Origin of the sequence: Pseudomonas delhiensis (assembly GCF_900187975.1) — a bacterium.
Lineage (GTDB): Bacteria > Pseudomonadota > Gammaproteobacteria > Pseudomonadales > Pseudomonadaceae > Pseudomonas > Pseudomonas delhiensis.
In genome coordinates this window covers 58,377-75,842 of record NZ_FZPC01000020.1, presented here as the reverse complement: position 1 = coordinate 75,842, position 17,466 = coordinate 58,377, and the positions used below count along the sequence as shown (strand labels likewise).

Here is a 17,466-nt window from a genome sequence, read left to right as displayed (position 1 = left end):
TCGACTCTCAAACAGGCGTTTGAAACATACGTTTACGCCCTACCCTTGTCAAGCGCGCAAGCCGACCGCCCGGTCACGCGCCAGGGCTCGGAACAGAGCGCTGCGTTTGCGGGTATCGATAGGTACGAGTAAAGCCCAGCCACGGGCCGCCGACAGGTGACGGTCCGAAGCTGCTGAAAGGAAATTCTGAAGGGAGGAAAGGCGTCAGACGCTGATGTCGATCAGCGTCCCGAGGGTTTCGTCGGCGGTCTGCAGGACGCGGCTGGACGCCAGGGCGGCGTACTTGCTCATTTCCATGTCCACCACGGGCCGGGCGATGTCGTCCTGGGCCACGGGTTGCGCGGCCACCTGGGCGGCGGCGCGGTCGACCTGCTGCAGGCCGCGCTGCAGCCCCTGCAGACCGGTACTGAATGCGTTACCGGAGATTTCCATGGTCGATCTTCCTCGGTGGAACCTGCCGCCTATTCAAGCAGGATCGTCGGTGATATTCAAAGGCCATCAGTCCGGAAGGTCGAGGATCCCCAGGTCCAGGTGCCCGGCCACGGCGAACGGCGTCGGCGCGGCCAGGCGCGGCACGCGGCCGATGCAGGGCGCCGGCAGGCGTTCGGCGAGGGTCGCCAGGTTCTCTTCCAGGCGCGAGGTCTGCGCATCGACGATGTTGGCCACCCAGCCGGCCAGCGGCAAGCCGTCGCGCAGGATGGCCTCGGCGCTGAGCACCGCGTGGTTGATGCAGCCCAGGCGCACGCCCACCACCAGGATCACCGGCAGCTCGAGGCGGATGGCCAGGTCCGACAGGCTCTCCTCGCCGGCCAGGGGCACGCGCCAGCCGCCGGCGCCTTCCACCAGGGTGAAGTCGGCGCCGCGCGCCAGCACGTGGCGCACCGGCCCGGCCAGGGTGTCGACGTTCAGCGCCACGCCGACCTCGCGCGCCGCCAGGTGCGGGGCGATGGCCGGCTCGAAGGCGAAGGGGTTCACTTCCTCGTAGGCCAGCGGCAGGCTGCACTCGCCCAGCAGGGCCAGGGCGTCGCCGTTACGCAGGCCCTCGGGGCGGCGCTCGCAGCCGGAGGCCACCGGCTTGGCGGCGGCGGTGGACATGCCGGCCATGCGCGCGGCGTGCAGCAGGCCGGCGGCGATGGTGGTCTTGCCGATTTCGGTGTCGGTGCCGGTGATGAAGTAGGCGTGGGGCATGGGGTTCCTCAGGTGCTGCCTGTGTAGGAGCGAGCTTGCTCGCGAACCCGTGCCCGGGCCGTTCGCGAGCAAGCTCGCTCCTACGAAGAGATGGGTTTGCGCAGGATGGCCTGGACCACCCTGTAGGTCGCCGGCAGCCCCCCGGGCTGGCGGAAGCGTTCGTAGGCCTCGATCAGCGCCCGCACCCTGGCCCGCCCGGTCAGGCCGCCGGGGCGGCCGGGGTTGAGGTTGTGGGCGCCCAGGGCCTTGAGTTCGTGGGTCAGGCTGCGCAGGTCGGGGAAGTGCAGCACGCGGTCCTCGGTGGCCAGTTGCAGCACCTCCAGCCCGCTCGCCGCGCACTGCGCCTGGTAGTCGGCGAAGGCGCGGAAGCGGTTGACGTGGACGAAGCCGTCCACCGCCTGCCAGCTGGCGCGCAGCTCGTCCAGGGTGCCGACGCACAGGCTGCTGAAGGCGAACACGCCGCCCTCGCGCAGCACCCGGTGCGCCTCGCCGAGCACCGCCGGCAGGTCGGCGCACCACTGGATGGCCAGGCTGGAGAACAGCAGGTCGCAGCACTCGCCGCGCAGCGGCAGGCGCTCGGCGTCGCCGCCGATGAAGTGCCGGGCGCCGCCGCGCTCGCGGGCGTGGCGCAGCATGCCTTCGGCGATGTCCACGGCCAGGCCCTCGGCCTCGCCGAAGCGCCGGGCCAGGGCCCGGCTGAAGTGGCCGGTGCCGCAGCCCAGGTCGAGCCAGCGGCGCACCGCCAGGTCGGCCGGCAGCCGCGCCAGCAGGCCTTCGCCGACGCCGCGCTGCAGTTCGGCCACGGCGTCGTAGGTGGCGGCCGCGCGGGAGAAGGAAGCGGCGACCTGGCGCTTGTCCGGCAGCGCGCCGCCCAGGGGATCAGACATCGTCGCCCTCGTGGATGAAAGTCAGGATGGCCGCGGCCACCTCGTCCGGGCGCTCCAGCGGCAGGCCGTGGCTGGCGCCGGCGATGGTGCTCGCTTCCACGTCCGGCAACCAGCCCAGCAGGGCGTCGGCGGCGCCGGCCGGGACCAGGGCGTCGTTGCCGGCGAACAGGTGCAGTTGCGGGCCGTCGTAGCGTTCCAGCGCCGCGCGGGTGTCCAGGCGCCCCAGCAGTTGCAGGCCGGCGCCCAGCGCCCCGGCCTCCAGCGCCGGCAGCGCCACCTGCAGTTGCCGCGCCAGGGTGCGTGCGTCGCGGGCGCCCTGGCTGACCAGCAGGGTGAAGCGCTTGCGCGTCAGTTCCGGCTCCAGCAGGAAGGCCTCGAAGAAATCCTCGAAGACGCTGTTGGGCATGGCCTGCGGCCAGTCGTCCAGCTGGCGGAAGCTGGCGTTGGCGGCCAGGGTGATCAGGCCCCGGCAGGCCTGGCCGCGGCGCGCGGCCAGCTCGGCGGCGAGCATGCCGCCCAGCGACCAGCCGGCCAGCCAGCTGCCTTCGGGCAGTTCGTCGTCCAGCTCGTCCAGCCATAGCGCCGGGTCGGCCTCGCGCGGCAGCGGCTCGATGGCCACGTGCAGGTGCGGCGCCAGCTCCAGCAGGGCGTCGCGCAGCGGCTCCAGGGGCGCGCAGCCCAGGCCCCAGCCGGGCAGCAGAATCAGTTGGTCACGCATCCTCGCCCTCCTCGGCGTCGAGTTCCGCCAGCAGGCTGCTGGAGACCTGGCGCCAGCTCTGCTCCAGGGCTTCGAGCAGGCGGTCGACCTGCTCCTCGCTGTGGCTGGCGCTGAAGGTCACGCGCAGCCGCGCGCTGCCGGCCGGCACGGTCGGCGGGCGGATGGCGCCGACCAGGATGCCGTGGTCGCGCAACGCCGCCGACAGCGCCATGGCCTGGCGGCTGCCGCCGATGAGGATCGGCTGGATCGGCGTGAAGCTGTCCATCAGCGTCAGGCCGATGGCCTCGGCGCCGCGGCGGAAGCGTGCGACCAGCCGGCCCAGGTGCTCGCGGCGCCAGTTCTCGCTGCGCAGCAGCTCCAGGCTCTTCAGCGTGGCGCAGGCCAGCGCCGGCGGCTGGCTGGTGGTGTAGATGTATGGGCGGGCGAACTGGATCAGCGTCTCCACCAGCTCCTCGCTGCCGGCGACGAAGGCGCCGGCGGTGCCGAAGGCCTTGCCCAGGGTGCCGACCAGCACCGGCACGTCATCCAGGCCCAGGCCGAAGTGCTCGACGATGCCGCCACCGCCGGCGCCCAGCGGGCCGAAGCCATGGGCGTCGTCGACCATCACCCAGGCGCCGCGGCGCCTGGCCTCGGCGCACAGGGCCGGCAGGTCGGCGAGGTCGCCGTCCATGCTGAACACGCCGTCGGTGACCACCAGGGTATTGCCCTCGGCCTTGCCCAGGCGCGTGGCCAGGCTGGCCGCGTCGTTGTGCAGGTAGCGCGAGAAGCGCGCGCCGCTGAGCAGCCCGGCGTCCAGCAGCGACGCGTGGTTGAGGCGGTCTTCCAGCACGCTGTCGCCCTTGCCCAGCAGCGCGGTCACCGCGCCCAGGTTGGCCATGTAGCCGGTGGAGAACAGCAGCGCCCGCGGCCGCCCGGTGAATTCGGCCAGGGCCAGCTCCAGCTCGTGGTGCGGCCCGCAGTGGCCGTTGACCAGGTGCGAGGCGCCACCGCCCACGCCCCAGCCCTCGGCGCCGGCACGCAGCGCGGCGATCACCTCGGGGTGGTTGGCCAGGCCCAGGTAGTCATTGGAACAGAAGGCCAGCATCGGCCGGCCGTCGACCCGCACCAGCGGGCCCTGCGGCGACTCCAGCAACGGCCGCTGGCGGTAGAGATCGTCCGCCTGGCGCTGGGCCAGGCGGGCGGTGAGATCGAAGGACATGCGTCAAGCTCCAAGCGCTAAGCCACAAGCTACAAGTAAAAACCGAAAGTGCGCTTTCGGCTTGCAGCTTGAAGCTTGCGGCTTGCAGCTGCCGTCGTCAGACGGCCGAATAGAACAGCTGCGAATCGCGCTGCTCGACCAGGGCCTGCTCGATGGCGGCCTGGTGCACCTCGTCGGCGTGCTCCTCGCGCGCCTCGGGCTTGATGCCCAGGCGGGCGAACAGCTGCATGTCCTTCTCGGCCTGCGGGTTCTTGGTGGTCAGCAGCTTCTCGCCGTAGAAGATCGAGTTGGCGCCGGCCATGAAGGCCAGGGCCTGCATCTGCTCGTTCATCTGCTCGCGGCCGGCGGACAGGCGCACGTGGGATTTCGGCATCATGATCCGGGCCACGGCCAGGGTGCGGATGAAGTCAAAGGGATCGACGTCCTTCTCCTCGGCCAGCGGGGTGCCCTTGACCTTGACCAGCATGTTGATCGGCACCGACTCCGGGTGCTCCGGCAGGTTGGCCAGCTGGATCAGCAGGCCGGCGCGGTCGGCCACCGACTCGCCCATGCCGAGGATGCCGCCGGAGCAGATCTTCATCCCCGCCTCGCGCACGTAGGCCAGGGTCTGCAGGCGCTCGCCGTAGGTGCGGGTGGTGATGATGTTGCCGTAGAACTCCGGCGAGGTGTCGAGGTTGTGGTTGTAGTAGTCCAGCCCGGCCTCGGCCAGGGCCTGGGTCTGCTCCTGAGTCAGCTTGCCGAGGGTCATGCAGGTTTCCAGGCCGAGCTTCTTCACGCCCTTGACCATCTCCAGCACGTAGGGCATGTCCTTGGCCGAGGGGTGCTTCCAGGCGGCGCCCATGCAGAAGCGGGTGGAGCCGATGGCCTTGGCCTCGGCGGCGGCCTCCAGGACCTTCTGCACCTCCATCAGCTTTTCCTTGTCCAGGCCGGTGTTGTAGTGGCCGGACTGCGGGCAGTACTTGCAGTCTTCCGGGCAGGCGCCGGTCTTGATCGACAGCAGGGTCGAGACCTGCACGCGGTTCGCGTCGAAGTGCGCACGGTGCACCGTCTGCGCCTGGAACAGGAGGTCGTTGAAGGGCTGCTCGAAGAGCGCCTTCACTTCGGCGAGGGTCCAGTCGTGGCGGGTGACGATGGATGCGGATGCACTCATGGGGAATTCCTTCGGACGCGGGCTGACGCCTCGTTGTTCTCGACCGCCACGGCGGGCGTGGCGGTTCAGGCTTTGGAGGCATGATATGTAAGCCTTGGTCGCTGTCAACCAAGATGAAGTCACAAGTCGACAAGTGACCAATAATTGATCATCCCTGGACCACGGCGGCGTCCGCTGCGGAGGCCGCCGTGGCGGTCAGCTAGGCCAGGAAGAAGCGGTACAGGTTTTCGACCTGCTGCTTGTAGCGACGCCGCGCCGCCAGCGCTTCCTCCAGGGAGATGGCGACGAAACGGGCCTTCTGGTTGGGCTGCAGCTGGGCCATGCGGTCGAGGTCGGCGCTGATCACCGTGCCGATCATCGCGTAGCCGCCGCCGGACACCGCGTCGCGGTGCAGGACGATGGGCTCCAGGCCGCCGGGCACCTGGATGGAGCCGATCGGGTAGCAGGCGTCGACGATGTTCGACGGGTCGGAGCCGGCGCCGAACGGCTGCTCGCGTGGCTCGAAGGCCAGCGGCGCGCCGCCCTTGAAGCGGAAGCCGGTGCGGTCGGCTTCAGAGCCCACGGTCCAGGTGTCGGCGAAGAACTGCTCGGCGGCCCGGGCCGTCAGGCGATGGTGATAGAGCCCCGGCACCACCCGCAGGCTGACTTCGCCACCGACCTCGATCTGCAACGAGCGTGGCAGCGCCAGGCCCTCGCGACCGGCGCCGGCGGGAGCGCCCAGGGGCAATTCGTCGCCGGCCTGCAGGCGCCGCCCGGCGAAGCCGCCGATGCCGCCCAGGGCGTAGGTGGAGCGGCTGCCCAGCACCTCGGGCACCTCGATGCCGCCGTCGATGGCGATGTAGCCACGGGCGCCGGCCTTGATGAAGTCGAAGCCCAGCACCTGCCCGGCGCGCACGCGGAAGGCGCAATCCAGCGGCATCTCGGCGCCGTCCAGGCGCGGCGTCATGGCCGCACCGCAGACCGCTACCAGGGCGTCGCGCTGGAATTCCAGCTGCGGCCCGAGCAGGGTGCACTCCAGCGCCGCGGCGGTGGCCGGGTTGCCCACCAGCAGGTTGGCCGCGCGCAGGGCGTACTGGTCGAGAGCGCCGGAGGGCGGGATGCCCAGGTGGTAGTAGCCTTCGCGGCCGGCGTCCTGCACCGAGGTGGCGAGGCCGGGCTTGAGCACCTTAAGCGACATGGAGCACCTCCTGCAGTCGTTGCTTGCAGCCTTGCGGGTCGGCCAGGAAAGCGTCGAGGTCGAACTCGACCGGGCGGATGCGCAGCGCGAAGCTGCCCGCCTCCACCTCGGCGACCGCGCGGTCGTACTCGGCGCGGTCGATGGGCCGGAACTGGACGATGTCGCCGGCGCGGAAGAACACCATGGAATCGCGCAGGTAGCCCAGGCGTTGCTGCGGGTCGTAGATCGGCGCCGGGGTGACGCCGAACATCTGGTAGCCGCCGGCGCCGCGCACCGAGTATATGCAGCCGAAGCAGCCGCCGTGGCCGAGGGTCAGCCTCGGCGTGTCGGTGCGCGGGCGCAGGTACTTGGGCACCTGCAGCTGCCGCTCGCGCTCGACCATCTGGTACATGAACGGCAGGCCGGCGACGAAGCCGACCATGGAGACGAACCAGGGCGTGCCGCTGTGCGCCTCGATGAACGCCTGGGCGTCCTGGTAGCCGTTGATCCGCGCCGCGTATTCCAGGTCGGTGGAGGCCGGGTCCTGGTGGCGGTCGCGGAAGCGCATCAGCGTCTCGTGGGTCCAGGGGTCGTTGTACAGCACCGGGATCTCGATGATCCGCGTGCGGATGCTGCGCTCGGTGGTGGCATGGGCCTCCAGCTCGCGCACCTGCTCCAGCAGCGCCTGCGGGGCCACCTGGTCGGGGTCGAAGCGGACTTGGAAGGAGGCATTGGCCAGGCACACGTCGAGCACGCCGGGGATGGCCTGGCGCTCGATCGCCCGGGTGATGGCCATGCCGCGGAAGAAGGCCTCCAGCGACATGGATTCGGCGACCTCGGCGAACAGGTGCTCGTCGCCGCCGAAGCTGTAGCGGATCTGCTCGTGCATGTCACACCTCCAGGGCGGCGGCGCGCTCGGCCAGCCAGGTTTCCAGGGTGCCGGTGTCGAACTGCGCGGCGCGCACGCGCGGCTCCGCCAGCAGCCAGCAGTGCAGCGACAGGGTGGTGGCCATGCCGCTCAGCTCGGTCTCGTCCAGGGCCTTTTGCGCACGGGCGAAGGCTTCCTCGCGGTCCTTGCCGTGGACGATGATCTTCGCCAGCAGCGAGTCGTAGTAAGGCGGTACGCGGTACCCGGGATACAGGTGGCTGTCCACCCGCACGCCGTCGCCCTGGGGCCAGCCGAGGCCCTCGACCGTGCCCGGGCAGGGGAAGAAGTTGCGCGCCGGGTCCTCGGCGTTGATGCGCATTTCCAGCGCCGCGCCGTTCAGGCGGATGTCTTCCTGGCGCAGCGCCAGCGGCTCGCCGCCGGCGATGCGCAGCATGGCCTGGACCAGGTCGATGCCGGTGACCATCTCGCTGACCGGGTGCTCGACCTGGATGCGGGTGTTCATCTCGATGAAGAAGAACTCGCCGCTGTGGGAATCGAACAGGTATTCCAGGGTGCCGGCGCCGCGGTAGCCGAGGCTCTGCGCCAGGCGCACGGCGCTGGCGCAGAGCGCCTCGCGCTGGGCCTCGCTCAATGCCGCCGAGGGCGCCTCCTCGAAGACCTTCTGCCGGCGCCGCTGCAGCGAGCACTCGCGCTCGAACAGGTGCACCGCGCGCTGGCCGTCGCCGAGGATCTGCACCTCGATGTGCCGCGCCTGGCGGATGAAGCGCTCCAGGTACACGGCGCCGGAACCGAAGGCCGCCTGGGCCTCGCGCTGGGCGATGGGGAATTCGCGGCGCAGCTCCCCGGCGTCGTGGGCGATGCGGATGCCGCGCCCGCCGCCACCGGCCGAAGCCTTGACCAGCAGCGGGTAGCCGACCGTTTCGGCACAGCGCAGCGCGGCCTCGACGTCCTCCAGTTCGCCCGGCGAGCCCGGCACCACCGGCACCCCGGCGGCCATGGCCGTGCGCCGCGCCTCGGCCTTGTCGCCCATGCGGCGGATGGTCCGCGCGTCGGGGCCGACGAAGACCAGCCCGGCGGCGGTCACCGCCTCGGCGAAGTCGGCGTTCTCGGACAGGAAGCCGTAGCCGGAGTGGACCGAGTCCGCCCCGCTGTCGCGCGCGGCCTGCAACAGCGCCTCGGCGTTCAGGTAGCTGCGCTCGGCGCGGGCCGGGCCGATGATGCGCACCTCGTCGGCCTGGCGCGCGGCCAGCGAGTCGGCGTCCGCCTCGCTGCACGCCGCGACCGTGGGGATGCCCAGGGCCCGCGCCGCGCGGATGATGCGCACGGCGATCTCGCCGCGGTTGGCCACCAGCAGTTTCTTCAGCATGGCCGGGCCCTCACGCGTCGCCGTCGATGGTCGCCAGGGCCTGGCCCGGCTCGATCGGCTCGCCATCCTCCACCAGGAAGGCGCGCAGGGTGCCGGCACATTCGGCCTGCACCTCGGAGAACTGCTTCATCACTTCCACCAGGCCAATCACGCTGCCCGGCTCGACGCGCTGGCCGGCTTCGGCGTAGTTGGGCGCATCCGGGCTCGGCTTGCGGTAGAAGGTGCCCGGCAAGGGCGACTGCACGGTATGTTCGGCCATGACTGTTCCTCATTGTTCGAATGTATGGATGGCAGATGCAGTGATGGAAGGCCCCGCCAGGCGGGGCGGCGTTCAGCGCGGCGCCTCGATGCGGATGCCGGCGCCCAGCAGGGCGGCGCGTGTCGCCTCGACCAGCGCCAGGGCGCCGGGGGTGTCGCTGTGGATGCAGATGGAGTCGAAGGCGATGGCGATGTCCTCGCCCTCCACCGTGCGCACCCGGCCCTCCTGGCAGGCGCGCAGCACCCTGGCGGCCACCTCCTGGGGATCAAGTGCGCGCACCCGGCGGATGAAGACGATGGAGCCGCTGCGGTCGTAGTCGCGGTCGGCGTAGAACTCGCGCACCACCGGCTGGCCCAGTTCCTGCGCGGCGCGCCAGGTGGCCGAGCCGTCCATGCAGAACAGCGCCAGCTGCGGGTCGAGGCGCTGCAGGGTGGCGACGAACTCGCGGGCCACCTCCTCGTCGCGGGCCAGGTGCATGTAGAGCGCGCCATGGGGCTTGATGTGCTGCAGGCTCGCCCCCTGCAGGCGAGCGAATTCGCGCAGCGCGCCGAGCTGGTAGAGCATGTCGTTGACCAGCTCGGCGGCCGGCGCGTTGATGTGCCGCCGGCCGAACCCGACCAGGTCGCGGAAGCCGGGGTGCGCGCCTATGCCCACGCCGTGTTCCAGGGCCAGCTCGACGGTGCGGCGCATGATGCTCGGGTCGCCGGCGTGGAAACCCGTGGCGATGTTGGCGCTGCTGATCAGCGGCATGATCGCCGCGTCCACGCCATCGCCGATGGTCCAGGGGCCGAAGCCCTCGCCCATGTCGGAATTGAGATCGACTGTCTGCATCGCCGCCCGGCCCCTGTATGCGTTGTTGTGAAGGTCGTTGGGGTGACCTTAAGTCGCAGGGGTGGCATTGGGTAGATTTATTATCCGATACAGTAGATTCTGAAAAACAGATACCTACCGGAGCACCGCCCCATGGCTTTCACCCTGCGCCAGGTACGCTACTTCGTGGCCACCGCCGAGGTCGGGCAGATCTCCCAGGCGGCGCTGAACCTGCACATCTCGCAATCGGCCGTGACCAGCGCCATCCAGGAACTGGAGGGCCTGCTGGGCGCCGCTCTGTTCACCCGCACGGCCCAGGGCATGACCCTCACCGACAACGGCCGGCACTTCCTCAACCACGCCTATTCCATCCTGCGCAGCGTCGAGGACGCGCTGAACAGCCCGCTGCCGGACACCCACCTCAGCGGCAGCCTGAACGTGGCGGCCAGCTACACCGTGATGGGCTACTTCCTGCCGCACCACCTGCAGCGCCTGGCGCAGTGGTACCCGGACCTGAAGCTGCACCTGCACGAGCAGGAACGGGTGGACATCGAGCGCGGCCTGCTGGACGGGCGCTACGACATGGCCGTGGTGCTCACCGGCAACCTCACCGAGCCGCAGATCACCGCGGAGACGCTGTTCAGCTCCACCCGCCGCCTCTGGCTGCCGATACGCCACCCGCTGGCCGAACGCACGGCCGTGGGCCTGGCCGACGTGGCCGGCGAGCCCTACATCATGCTGACCGTCGACGAGGCGGGCGAATCCTCCATGCGCTACTGGCAGCACAGCGGCCAGCAGCCGCGGGTGATCCTGCGCACAAGCTCGGTGGAGGCGGTGCGCAGCATGGTCGCCAACGGCTCCGGCGTGGCCATCCTCTCCGACCTCGTCTACCGTCCCTGGTCACTGGAGGGCAAACGCATCGAGACGCTCACGCTGGTCGACGCGGTTCCCTCGATGAGCGTCGGCCTGGCCTGGCACCGCGACCGCGCGTTCACCCCGGCGATGAAGGCGTTCCGCGAATACTTCCGGCAGTCCTTCCTGGCGCCGCAACTGAGCAGCACACGGCGCTGAACCCGGCGGCCCCTGCGCCACTCCAATGAACGGAACCATCGGGAACCGCTACGGACATGGAAACAGAAGGCACTTTCGACTGGCTCGGCCAGACCCTCGGCAAGGCGATCCGCTTCGTCGTCGACCTCCTCTCCGGCCTGCTGGGCGCCATCTGGGCGGCCATGGACCAGTTCCTCCACGGCCTGGCCCGGGCCATCGGAATGGACGTGTCGATCTTCAGCTTCGTCCTACTCTTCCTCGGCCTGTTGCTGCTCTACAGTGGCATCCGCGCCTTCGTCCGGCGCTCGTTCTTCGGCGGCATCCTGCTCACCGTGCTCGGCCTCATCGTGATGAGCTGGCTGATCCACTGAGCGTCCGCCGGGGCATCACCCGGAGGACGCCACCCTGCTCACGCTCGCCCGCCTGCGCGCCCTGCTCGCGCCGCCCCTGGACTGCCTGTTCTGCGGCGGCCCTGCCGATACCGGCCTGCCGCTGTGCGCCGGCTGCGACGCCGACCTGCCCTGGCTGGGCGGCCACTGCGGCACCTGCGCCCTGCCGCTGCCGGAACACGGCCTGACCTGCGGCGAATGCCTGCGCCGGCCGCCGCCCTTCGACCAGGTCCTGGCGCCCTGGCGCTACGCCTTCCCGGTGGACGGCGCCATCACCCGCTTCAAGCACCAGGCCGACCGGCCCCTGGGGCGGCTGCTGGGCCAGTTGCTGGGGCGCCACCTGCGGCATGCCTTCGCCGAGGGCCTGCCCCTGCCCGACCTGCTCCTGCCGGTGCCCCTGGCCCCGCGCCGGCAGCGCCGGCGCGGCTTCAACCAGGCCGAGCTGCTGGCCCGCAACCTGGCCGCGGAACTCGGCCTGCCCTGGCGCCAGCCGCTGCGCCGGGTGCGCGACACCCCGGCGCAGCAGGGCCTGGACAAGGCCGAGCGGCGGCGCAACCTGCGCCAGGCCTTCGCCCTGGACGACGGCGCGGCCCTGCGCGGCCTGCACCTGGCGCTGGTGGACGACGTGCTGACCACCGGCGCCACCGCCGCGGCCCTGGCGCAGCTGCTGCGGCGTGCCGGCGCCGCGCGGGTGGACGTCTATTGCCTGGCCCGCACGCCGAAGCCGGGCTGACCCCGCCGTAGGCAGCCGACGGATTCCACTTGCCTTTTGCCCGCGCAGCTACCAGCCTCGCCCTATCGCGAACCCGACAACGAAAACGATGACCAGCCTCAGCCTCCTCACCCAGCACGTCACCCGCCGCCCGCAACGCATCGCCCTGCTCGCGCAGATCGCCGCGCTGGGCTCCATCACCCAGGCCGCCAAGGCCGCCGGCATGAGCTACAAGACCGCCTGGGATGCGGTGGACGAGCTGAACAACCTGGCCGAACGCCCGCTGGTGGAACGCAGCGTCGGCGGCAAGGGCGGCGGCGGCGCGCGCCTGACGCCGGCCGGCGAGCGCCTGCTGGCGCTGTACCAGCGCCTGGAGGAGCTGCGCGAGCGCATGCTCGAAACCATCGAGGAAGACGGCGAGGACCTGGAGCTGATCGGCCGCCTGATGCTGCGCACCAGCGCGCGCAACCAGTTGCACGGGCGCGTCTGCAGCATCGAGCCGGCGGGGCTGAACGACCTGGTCGGCATCGACCTGCCCGGCGGCGCGCGCATCCACGCGCGCATCACCCGCGAGAGCACCGAGAAGCTGGAGCTGTGCGAAGGCCTGCCGGTGATCGCGCTGATGAAGGCCGGCTGGCTCTACGTCGACCTGCCGCAGATCGAGTGCCCGGCCGGGCTCAACGCCCTGGAGGGGCGGGTCGAGGACATCCGCGAGGCCGGCGACGGCCCCAGCGAGGTGCGCATCCAGCTGCCCGGCGGGCAGATGCTCTGCGCCCTGGTGGACAAGGAGCGCATCGACATCCTCCGCCTGGCCCCCGGCAGCCGGGTGCGCACGCAGTTCTCCCCGGCGCAGGTGATCCTCGGCACGCCGGTCTGAGCGAAGCCTGCCTTGAGTCAACGGCCGGCGCCGGCGGTGGGGTTCCAATAGGCCACCCCACTGCCCGGAGCCCCCGCCCATGCGCCGCGTCCTGATCCCCCTGCTGCTGGTGTGCAGCGCCCTGCTGCCGTCGCTCGGCCAGGCCACCCCCGACGTCCTGCGCGTGGCCAGCGGCCACCAGCCGATGGCGGCCCTGGAGGCGCTGGCCGACCAGTACCAGTTGCAGACCGGCAACAAGGTCCTGCTGATCGAGGGCGACAGCGCCGAGCTGGCCCGCGACATCGGCCAGGGCATGCCCTTCGACCTGTTCTTCGCCGACAACGGCGCCCACGGCGTGCAGGCGCTGCATGCCCAGGGCCGCGGCGAAGCGCCGCGACCCTATGCCTGCGCCCCGCAGGCGCAGTATTACCTGGTGTTGGTGGAAGGCCCGCGGCGCGAGCTGGCGGAACGCTTCTTCAGCTACCTGAAGGCGCATCCCGAGGCGCTGGCCAAGGCCGGCTTCCAGTTCAGCCCCTGCGGCGACTGATGCTGCAGGAGCGAGCTGGCTCCGTTGCGGGGCCCGTTCGCGAGCAAGCTCGCTCCTACGAGAAGCCGGGCCCGCCGGAGCCCCCCAACGCAGGATGGCGTTGAGCGAAGCGATCCCCATCGCCACGGCCCCATGGATCCGAAGAGTCCCCCGGCACGATGGCGCAGGGGCCAGCAATCCCGCGGCGGTGTGCGTAGACTAGGGGCCTGTTCACAGCCCTGGATCGCCGCCATGTCCCATCCCTTCTCCGCCCTCACGCCCGACCTGGTCCTCGATGCGGTGGAAAGCCTGGGCCACCTCAGCGATGCGCGGGTGCTGGCGCTCAACAGCTACGAGAACCGCGTCTACCAGGTGGGCATCGAGGACGACCAGCCGCTGGTGGCCAAGTTCTACCGCCCCGGGCGCTGGAGCGACGCGGCCATCCGCGAGGAGCACGCCTTCTCCGCCGAGCTGGCCGAATGCGAGGTGCCAGTGGTGGCGCCGCTGGTGCGCGACGGCGAAAGCCTGTTCGAGTTCGCCGGCTTCCGCTTCGCCCTGTTCCCCCGCCGCGGCGGCCGCGCGCCGGAGCCGGGCAACCTGGACCAGCTTTACCGACTCGGCCAGTTGCTCGGCCGCCTGCACGCGGTGGGTGCCGTCCGCCCCTTCGAACACCGCGAGCAGCTGACTGTGGATAACTTCGGCCACCAGTCCCTGGCCACCCTGCTGGAAGGCAACTTCGTACCCAAGAGCCTGCTGCCGGCCTACGAGTCGGTGGCCCGCGACCTGCTCAAGCGCCTGGACGCCCTGTTCGCCGACAACCGCTACACCGCCATCCGCCTGCACGGCGACCTGCACCCGGGCAACCTGCTGTGCCGCGACGAGGCCTACCACATGGTCGACCTGGACGATTGCCGCATGGGCCCGGCGGTTCAGGACCTGTGGATGATGCTCGCCGGCGAGCGCCAGGAACGCCTGCTGCAACTCTCGGAGCTGATCGACGGCTACCAGGAGTTCCACGACTTCGACCCGCGCCAGCTGCCGCTGATCGAGGGCCTGCGCACCCTGCGCCTGATGCACTACAGCGCCTGGCTGGCGCGGCGCTGGGACGACCCGGCGTTCCCGCCGAGCTTCCCCTGGTTCGGCAGCGAGCGCTACTGGGGCGAGCAGGTGCTGGTGCTGCGCGAGCAGATGGCGGCGCTGGACGAGGAGCCGCTGCGGTTGTTCTGAGCCATCCCACCGCGCTCCTACGACCATGCTCGACCGTAGGGCGAATAACCGTTCGCGGTTATCCGCCGCCGGCCGGAACATCGGTGTCCGGGACCATTGGCGGATAACGCCGTAGGCGTTATGCGCCCTACGGGTTGCAAGGGGCGGCGTTGGCGGGGTTGAGCGAAGCGATACCCATCGGAACCCAATAGACGGTTGCTCCCACGGTTTGGCCGAGGCGTAACATCCGCTTTACGGCCAATTCCCCGCACCACCCGGCAACGGAAACTGAACACACAGACAACATCGGCCGCGCCCCCTAGAATGGCGCGGCCACTCTTCTCCACTGCCGCAAGGACGTCCGATGGCCACCGCCAATCCCCGCCGGGGCTATGCCCTGGGCCTGACCGCCTATGTCATCTGGGGACTCTTCCCGGTCTACTTCAAGTTGCTGGAACGCATTCCCGCCCTGGAAATCATCACCCACCGGGCCATCTGGTCGGCGCTGTTCGGCGCCGCGCTGCTGCTGGTGTGGAAGCACCCCGGCTGGTGGCGCGAGCTGCGCGACAACCCGCGGCGCCTGGCGGTGCTCGGCGCCAGCGGGGTGCTGATCGCCAGCAACTGGCTGGTCTACGTCTGGGCGGTGAACAACGGGCACATGCTCGAGGCCAGCCTGGGCTACTACATCAACCCGCTGATCAACGTGCTGCTCGGCCTGGTGGTGCTGCGCGAGCGCCTGCGCCCGCTGCAATGGGTGGCCGTGGGCCTGGCCGCCCTCGGCGTGGCCCAGCAGGTCTGGCAACTGGGCAGCCTGCCCTGGGTATCGCTGGTGCTGGCGCTGACCTTCGGCTTCTACGGGCTGATCCGCAAGCAGGCGCCGGTGGACGCCCTGCCCGGCCTGGTGGTGGAAACCTGGATGCTGCTGCCGCTGGCCCTGGTCTGGCTGCTGCTGTTCGCCGACGGCCCCAGCGCCCACCTGGACTTCTGGAGCAGCCCGCAGGCGCTCTGGCTGGCCGCCGCCGGCCCCGTCACCCTGGTGCCGCTGGTGTGCTTCAACGCCGCCGCCCGCCACCTGCCCTACGCGACCCTGGGCTTCCTGCAGTACATCGCGCCGACCCTGGTGCTGCTGCAGGCCGTCCTGCTGTTCGGCGAGCACCTGGACTCCACCCGCCTGGTGGCCTTCGGCTGCATCTGGCTGGCGCTGGTGGTGTACAGCGTGGACATCTGGTACCGCCTGCGGCGCGCCTGATCATTTCCTGAGCGATAGCATGCAGGCCCCGTCCGGCGGGGCCTGCAGCCAGGCATCCGGAACTTTTCCACAGCTTCGTCCAGCGCTGGCGGGGATAACCCCGCAATGCCGCAGCCGGGCCGAAGCGCCGCGGCAACGGCAGCGATGGCTGCTCAGAATGCGTACAAACGCCTGCAAGGCACGCGGTCAAAGGCCGTCGGCGATCTACCCAAGGGTTTTCCACAGGGCTTTCCCGGGTTTCTGTGCAGGGCCACGACGGGCCTGGCGCTTTTTTGAGCAATCCCCGCAAGCCCGGCATCCACGCAGCCTGTAGCCAGGCATACAGCAGTTGCCCACAGCGCGACCCACGGTTTTTGTGCAAAGACGTGGATAAGCCGCCCAGCCCGGCGCCCGCCCCGGGCGCGGATCATTTTCTGAGCGAACCGCCAGAGGCCGCGCACAGCCTGACGTATAGCCATCCATCCACAGCCAACCAACAGGACAACCCACGGGGATTGTGGGCAACCCGGAGCGACCTGTTCACAGCGAAGCACTGCGCCTGGAACGCCGCCATGCGGGCCTTCCAGCGTTCAGCGCACATTTCCTCAACAGACTTATACACAGGACGCCGGTGTTTTTCCGCGCCTCAGTCCTCCTTGTGGAAATTCAGGTCCACCATGAGGTCGTCGGCCAGGGCCTCCAGGTGCTGTTGCAACTGCTCCAGCGGCAGCGTCAGCGGCACCGCCAGCACCGCGTCGGCGTGGAACAGCGGCTCGCCGCTCATGGGCGCCGGCAGCACCTCGGTGGTCAGCCGCTCCAGGTTGACGCCGTGCTCGGCCAGCAGGCGGGTGATGTCGCGGACGATGCCGGGGCGATCGTTGCCCACCAGGTCGAGGTGGATCGGCTTCCAGTTGCAGGAGGGCTCGATGCCGCTGTCGGCCAGCAGCACGCGGATGCCGTGGTCGCCCAACTCCTGCAGGCCTTCCACCAGTTCGTCGTAGCCTTCGGCCGGCACCGCCACCCGCAGGATGCCGGCGAACTGCCCGGCCATGCGCGACATGCGGCTCTCCAGCCAGTTGCCGCCGTGGCCGGCGATGCATTGGGCGATGCGTTCCACCAGCCCCGGCTGGTCCGGGGCGATGATGGTGAGCACGAGATGATCCATGGCAGCCTCCTGAGTCGATGCTTCAGCCCCGGGCCTGGCCCAGGTCCAGCCAGTAGGTATAGAAACGTTCGTCACGCTGGTAGCCCAGGCGCTCGTAGAGGCCCTGGGCATTGCGGTTGTCCTTCGCCGTTTCCAGCTGCAGGCCGCAGGCGCCGCTGGCCTCGGCGTGGGCGCGGGCGGCGTTCATCAGCGCCTCGCCATGGCCGTCGCGGCGGGCCGCCGGGAGCACGTAGAGGTCGCTGAGCAGCCAGGCCGGGCGGAGTGCAAGGGAGGCGAAGAAGGGGTACAACTGGACGAAGCCCAGGCCCACGCCGTCGATGCTGCGCGCCAGGTAGATCACCGATTCGCCGCGCTCCAGGCGCTGGGCGAGGAACCCGCGGACGTCCGCCGGGGGCGCCGGCACTTCGTAGAAGTCCAGGTAGCCGGCGAACAGCGGGACCAGGTCGTCGAGGTCGGCAAGGGTGGCGCGGGCGATGGGCATGGTGATCCTCCGAGGGTGAAGCCTGAGTATAGGCCGCGGCGCGGAGCCAGCTGCGACGGGGCGTCGCAGGTATCTTGCCGAATAAATCGTGTACTGTTTTCAGATTTATCTGGAACAATCCATCAGTTTTTTGCGAACATTGTTGCTGCTACGTGACTGAGATGCGTACTTTGGTCTAACCGCGACGCAAGCCCACTGATTTTTCCCACGGCATCATGTAGTATTCCGCGGC

At 70.1% G+C, this 17,466-nt stretch carries 20 protein-coding genes; 7 read left to right on the top strand and 13 right to left on the bottom strand.

Features of this window, described 5'->3' with window-relative positions:
• Positions 1–204: 204 nt before the first annotated feature.
• From CHC02_RS18640 to CHC02_RS18590, 11 genes are all read right to left on the bottom strand, one after another.
• On the bottom strand, positions 205–432 hold the full coding sequence (locus CHC02_RS18640; protein WP_089392938.1) for a hypothetical protein: 228 nt from the start codon (positions 430–432) through the stop codon (positions 205–207).
• Between the two features lie 66 nt (positions 433–498).
• On the bottom strand, positions 499–1,188 hold the full coding sequence (gene bioD / locus CHC02_RS18635) for a dethiobiotin synthase (RefSeq protein ID WP_089392937.1): 690 nt from the start codon (positions 1,186–1,188) through the stop codon (positions 499–501).
• An 80-nt stretch (positions 1,189–1,268) separates the two neighbouring features.
• Positions 1,269–2,075: a malonyl-ACP O-methyltransferase BioC gene (bioC, locus tag CHC02_RS18630; RefSeq protein ID WP_089392936.1), complete on the bottom strand. Its 807-nt coding sequence runs from the start codon at positions 2,073–2,075 to the stop codon at positions 1,269–1,271.
• Complete coding sequence (locus CHC02_RS18625) at positions 2,068–2,793, bottom strand: alpha/beta fold hydrolase (protein ID WP_089392935.1); 726 nt, start codon at positions 2,791–2,793, stop codon at positions 2,068–2,070. Before CHC02_RS18625 ends, bioC begins: the two co-directional genes overlap by 8 nt.
• Positions 2,786–3,991 carry an 8-amino-7-oxononanoate synthase gene (bioF, locus tag CHC02_RS18620; RefSeq protein ID WP_089392934.1) on the bottom strand — a complete coding sequence of 402 codons (1,206 nt, stop codon included), beginning with the start codon at positions 3,989–3,991 and terminating at the stop codon, positions 2,786–2,788. The genes CHC02_RS18625 and bioF overlap by 8 nt, the downstream gene beginning before the upstream one ends.
• Before the next feature lie 97 nt (positions 3,992–4,088).
• A complete protein-coding gene (gene bioB / locus CHC02_RS18615) occupies positions 4,089–5,141 on the bottom strand; it encodes a biotin synthase BioB (protein ID WP_089392933.1) in 1,053 nt (350 codons plus the stop codon).
• A 199-nt stretch (positions 5,142–5,340) separates the two neighbouring features.
• Positions 5,341–6,318 carry a 5-oxoprolinase subunit C family protein gene (locus tag CHC02_RS18610; protein WP_089392932.1) on the bottom strand — a complete coding sequence of 326 codons (978 nt, stop codon included), beginning with the start codon at positions 6,316–6,318 and terminating at the stop codon, positions 5,341–5,343.
• Positions 6,308–7,186 (bottom strand): 5-oxoprolinase subunit B family protein, encoded by an 879-nt coding sequence (locus tag CHC02_RS18605; RefSeq protein ID WP_089392931.1) that lies wholly within the window; start codon positions 7,184–7,186, stop codon positions 6,308–6,310. The genes CHC02_RS18610 and CHC02_RS18605 overlap by 11 nt, the downstream gene beginning before the upstream one ends.
• A gap of 1 nt (position 7,187) precedes the next feature.
• Positions 7,188–8,552: an acetyl-CoA carboxylase biotin carboxylase subunit gene (locus CHC02_RS18600; protein ID WP_089392930.1), complete on the bottom strand. Its 1,365-nt coding sequence runs from the start codon at positions 8,550–8,552 to the stop codon at positions 7,188–7,190.
• A 10-nt stretch (positions 8,553–8,562) separates the two neighbouring features.
• Positions 8,563–8,811: an acetyl-CoA carboxylase gene (locus CHC02_RS18595; RefSeq protein ID WP_089392929.1), complete on the bottom strand. Its 249-nt coding sequence runs from the start codon at positions 8,809–8,811 to the stop codon at positions 8,563–8,565.
• 72 nt (positions 8,812–8,883) lie between these two features.
• A complete protein-coding gene (locus CHC02_RS18590; RefSeq protein ID WP_089392928.1) occupies positions 8,884–9,642 on the bottom strand; it encodes a 5-oxoprolinase subunit PxpA in 759 nt (252 codons plus the stop codon).
• 132 nt (positions 9,643–9,774) lie between these two features.
• Here CHC02_RS18590 and CHC02_RS18585 point away from each other — a divergent pair, with 132 nt between their 5' ends.
• The 7 genes from CHC02_RS18585 (at position 9,775) to rarD (ending at position 15,609) form a co-directional block, all read left to right on the top strand.
• Positions 9,775–10,692, top strand: a complete 918-nt coding sequence (locus CHC02_RS18585) for a LysR family transcriptional regulator (protein WP_089392927.1) — start codon at positions 9,775–9,777, stop codon at positions 10,690–10,692.
• A 56-nt stretch (positions 10,693–10,748) separates the two neighbouring features.
• Positions 10,749–11,042 (top strand): hypothetical protein, encoded by a 294-nt coding sequence (locus CHC02_RS18580; protein WP_009615487.1) that lies wholly within the window; start codon positions 10,749–10,751, stop codon positions 11,040–11,042.
• 52 nt (positions 11,043–11,094) lie between these two features.
• The gene (locus tag CHC02_RS18575; RefSeq protein ID WP_425262397.1) at positions 11,095–11,793 is read left to right on the top strand and encodes a ComF family protein; all 699 of its coding nucleotides are present in this window, start codon (positions 11,095–11,097) and stop codon (positions 11,791–11,793) included.
• Between the two features lie 88 nt (positions 11,794–11,881).
• Positions 11,882–12,649, top strand: coding sequence for a TOBE domain-containing protein (locus CHC02_RS18570; protein ID WP_089392925.1), 768 nt, complete (start codon positions 11,882–11,884; stop codon positions 12,647–12,649).
• 79 nt (positions 12,650–12,728) lie between these two features.
• A complete protein-coding gene (locus CHC02_RS18565; RefSeq protein ID WP_089392924.1) occupies positions 12,729–13,175 on the top strand; it encodes a substrate-binding domain-containing protein in 447 nt (148 codons plus the stop codon).
• A 231-nt stretch (positions 13,176–13,406) separates the two neighbouring features.
• Positions 13,407–14,381 (top strand): serine/threonine protein kinase, encoded by a 975-nt coding sequence (locus CHC02_RS18560; RefSeq protein WP_089392923.1) that lies wholly within the window; start codon positions 13,407–13,409, stop codon positions 14,379–14,381.
• A gap of 343 nt (positions 14,382–14,724) precedes the next feature.
• Positions 14,725–15,609, top strand: a complete 885-nt coding sequence (gene rarD / locus CHC02_RS18555; RefSeq protein WP_089392922.1) for an EamA family transporter RarD — start codon at positions 14,725–14,727, stop codon at positions 15,607–15,609.
• Positions 15,610–16,234: 625 nt separating this feature from the next.
• Here rarD and CHC02_RS18550 read toward each other — a convergent pair.
• Together CHC02_RS18550 and CHC02_RS18545 are read right to left on the bottom strand one after the other, a co-directional pair.
• A complete protein-coding gene (locus CHC02_RS18550) occupies positions 16,235–16,753 on the bottom strand; it encodes a glycine cleavage system transcriptional repressor (RefSeq protein WP_089392921.1) in 519 nt (172 codons plus the stop codon).
• Positions 16,754–16,775: 22 nt separating this feature from the next.
• Complete coding sequence (locus CHC02_RS18545; protein ID WP_089392920.1) at positions 16,776–17,234, bottom strand: GNAT family N-acetyltransferase; 459 nt, start codon at positions 17,232–17,234, stop codon at positions 16,776–16,778.
• Positions 17,235–17,466 lie beyond the last annotated feature (232 nt).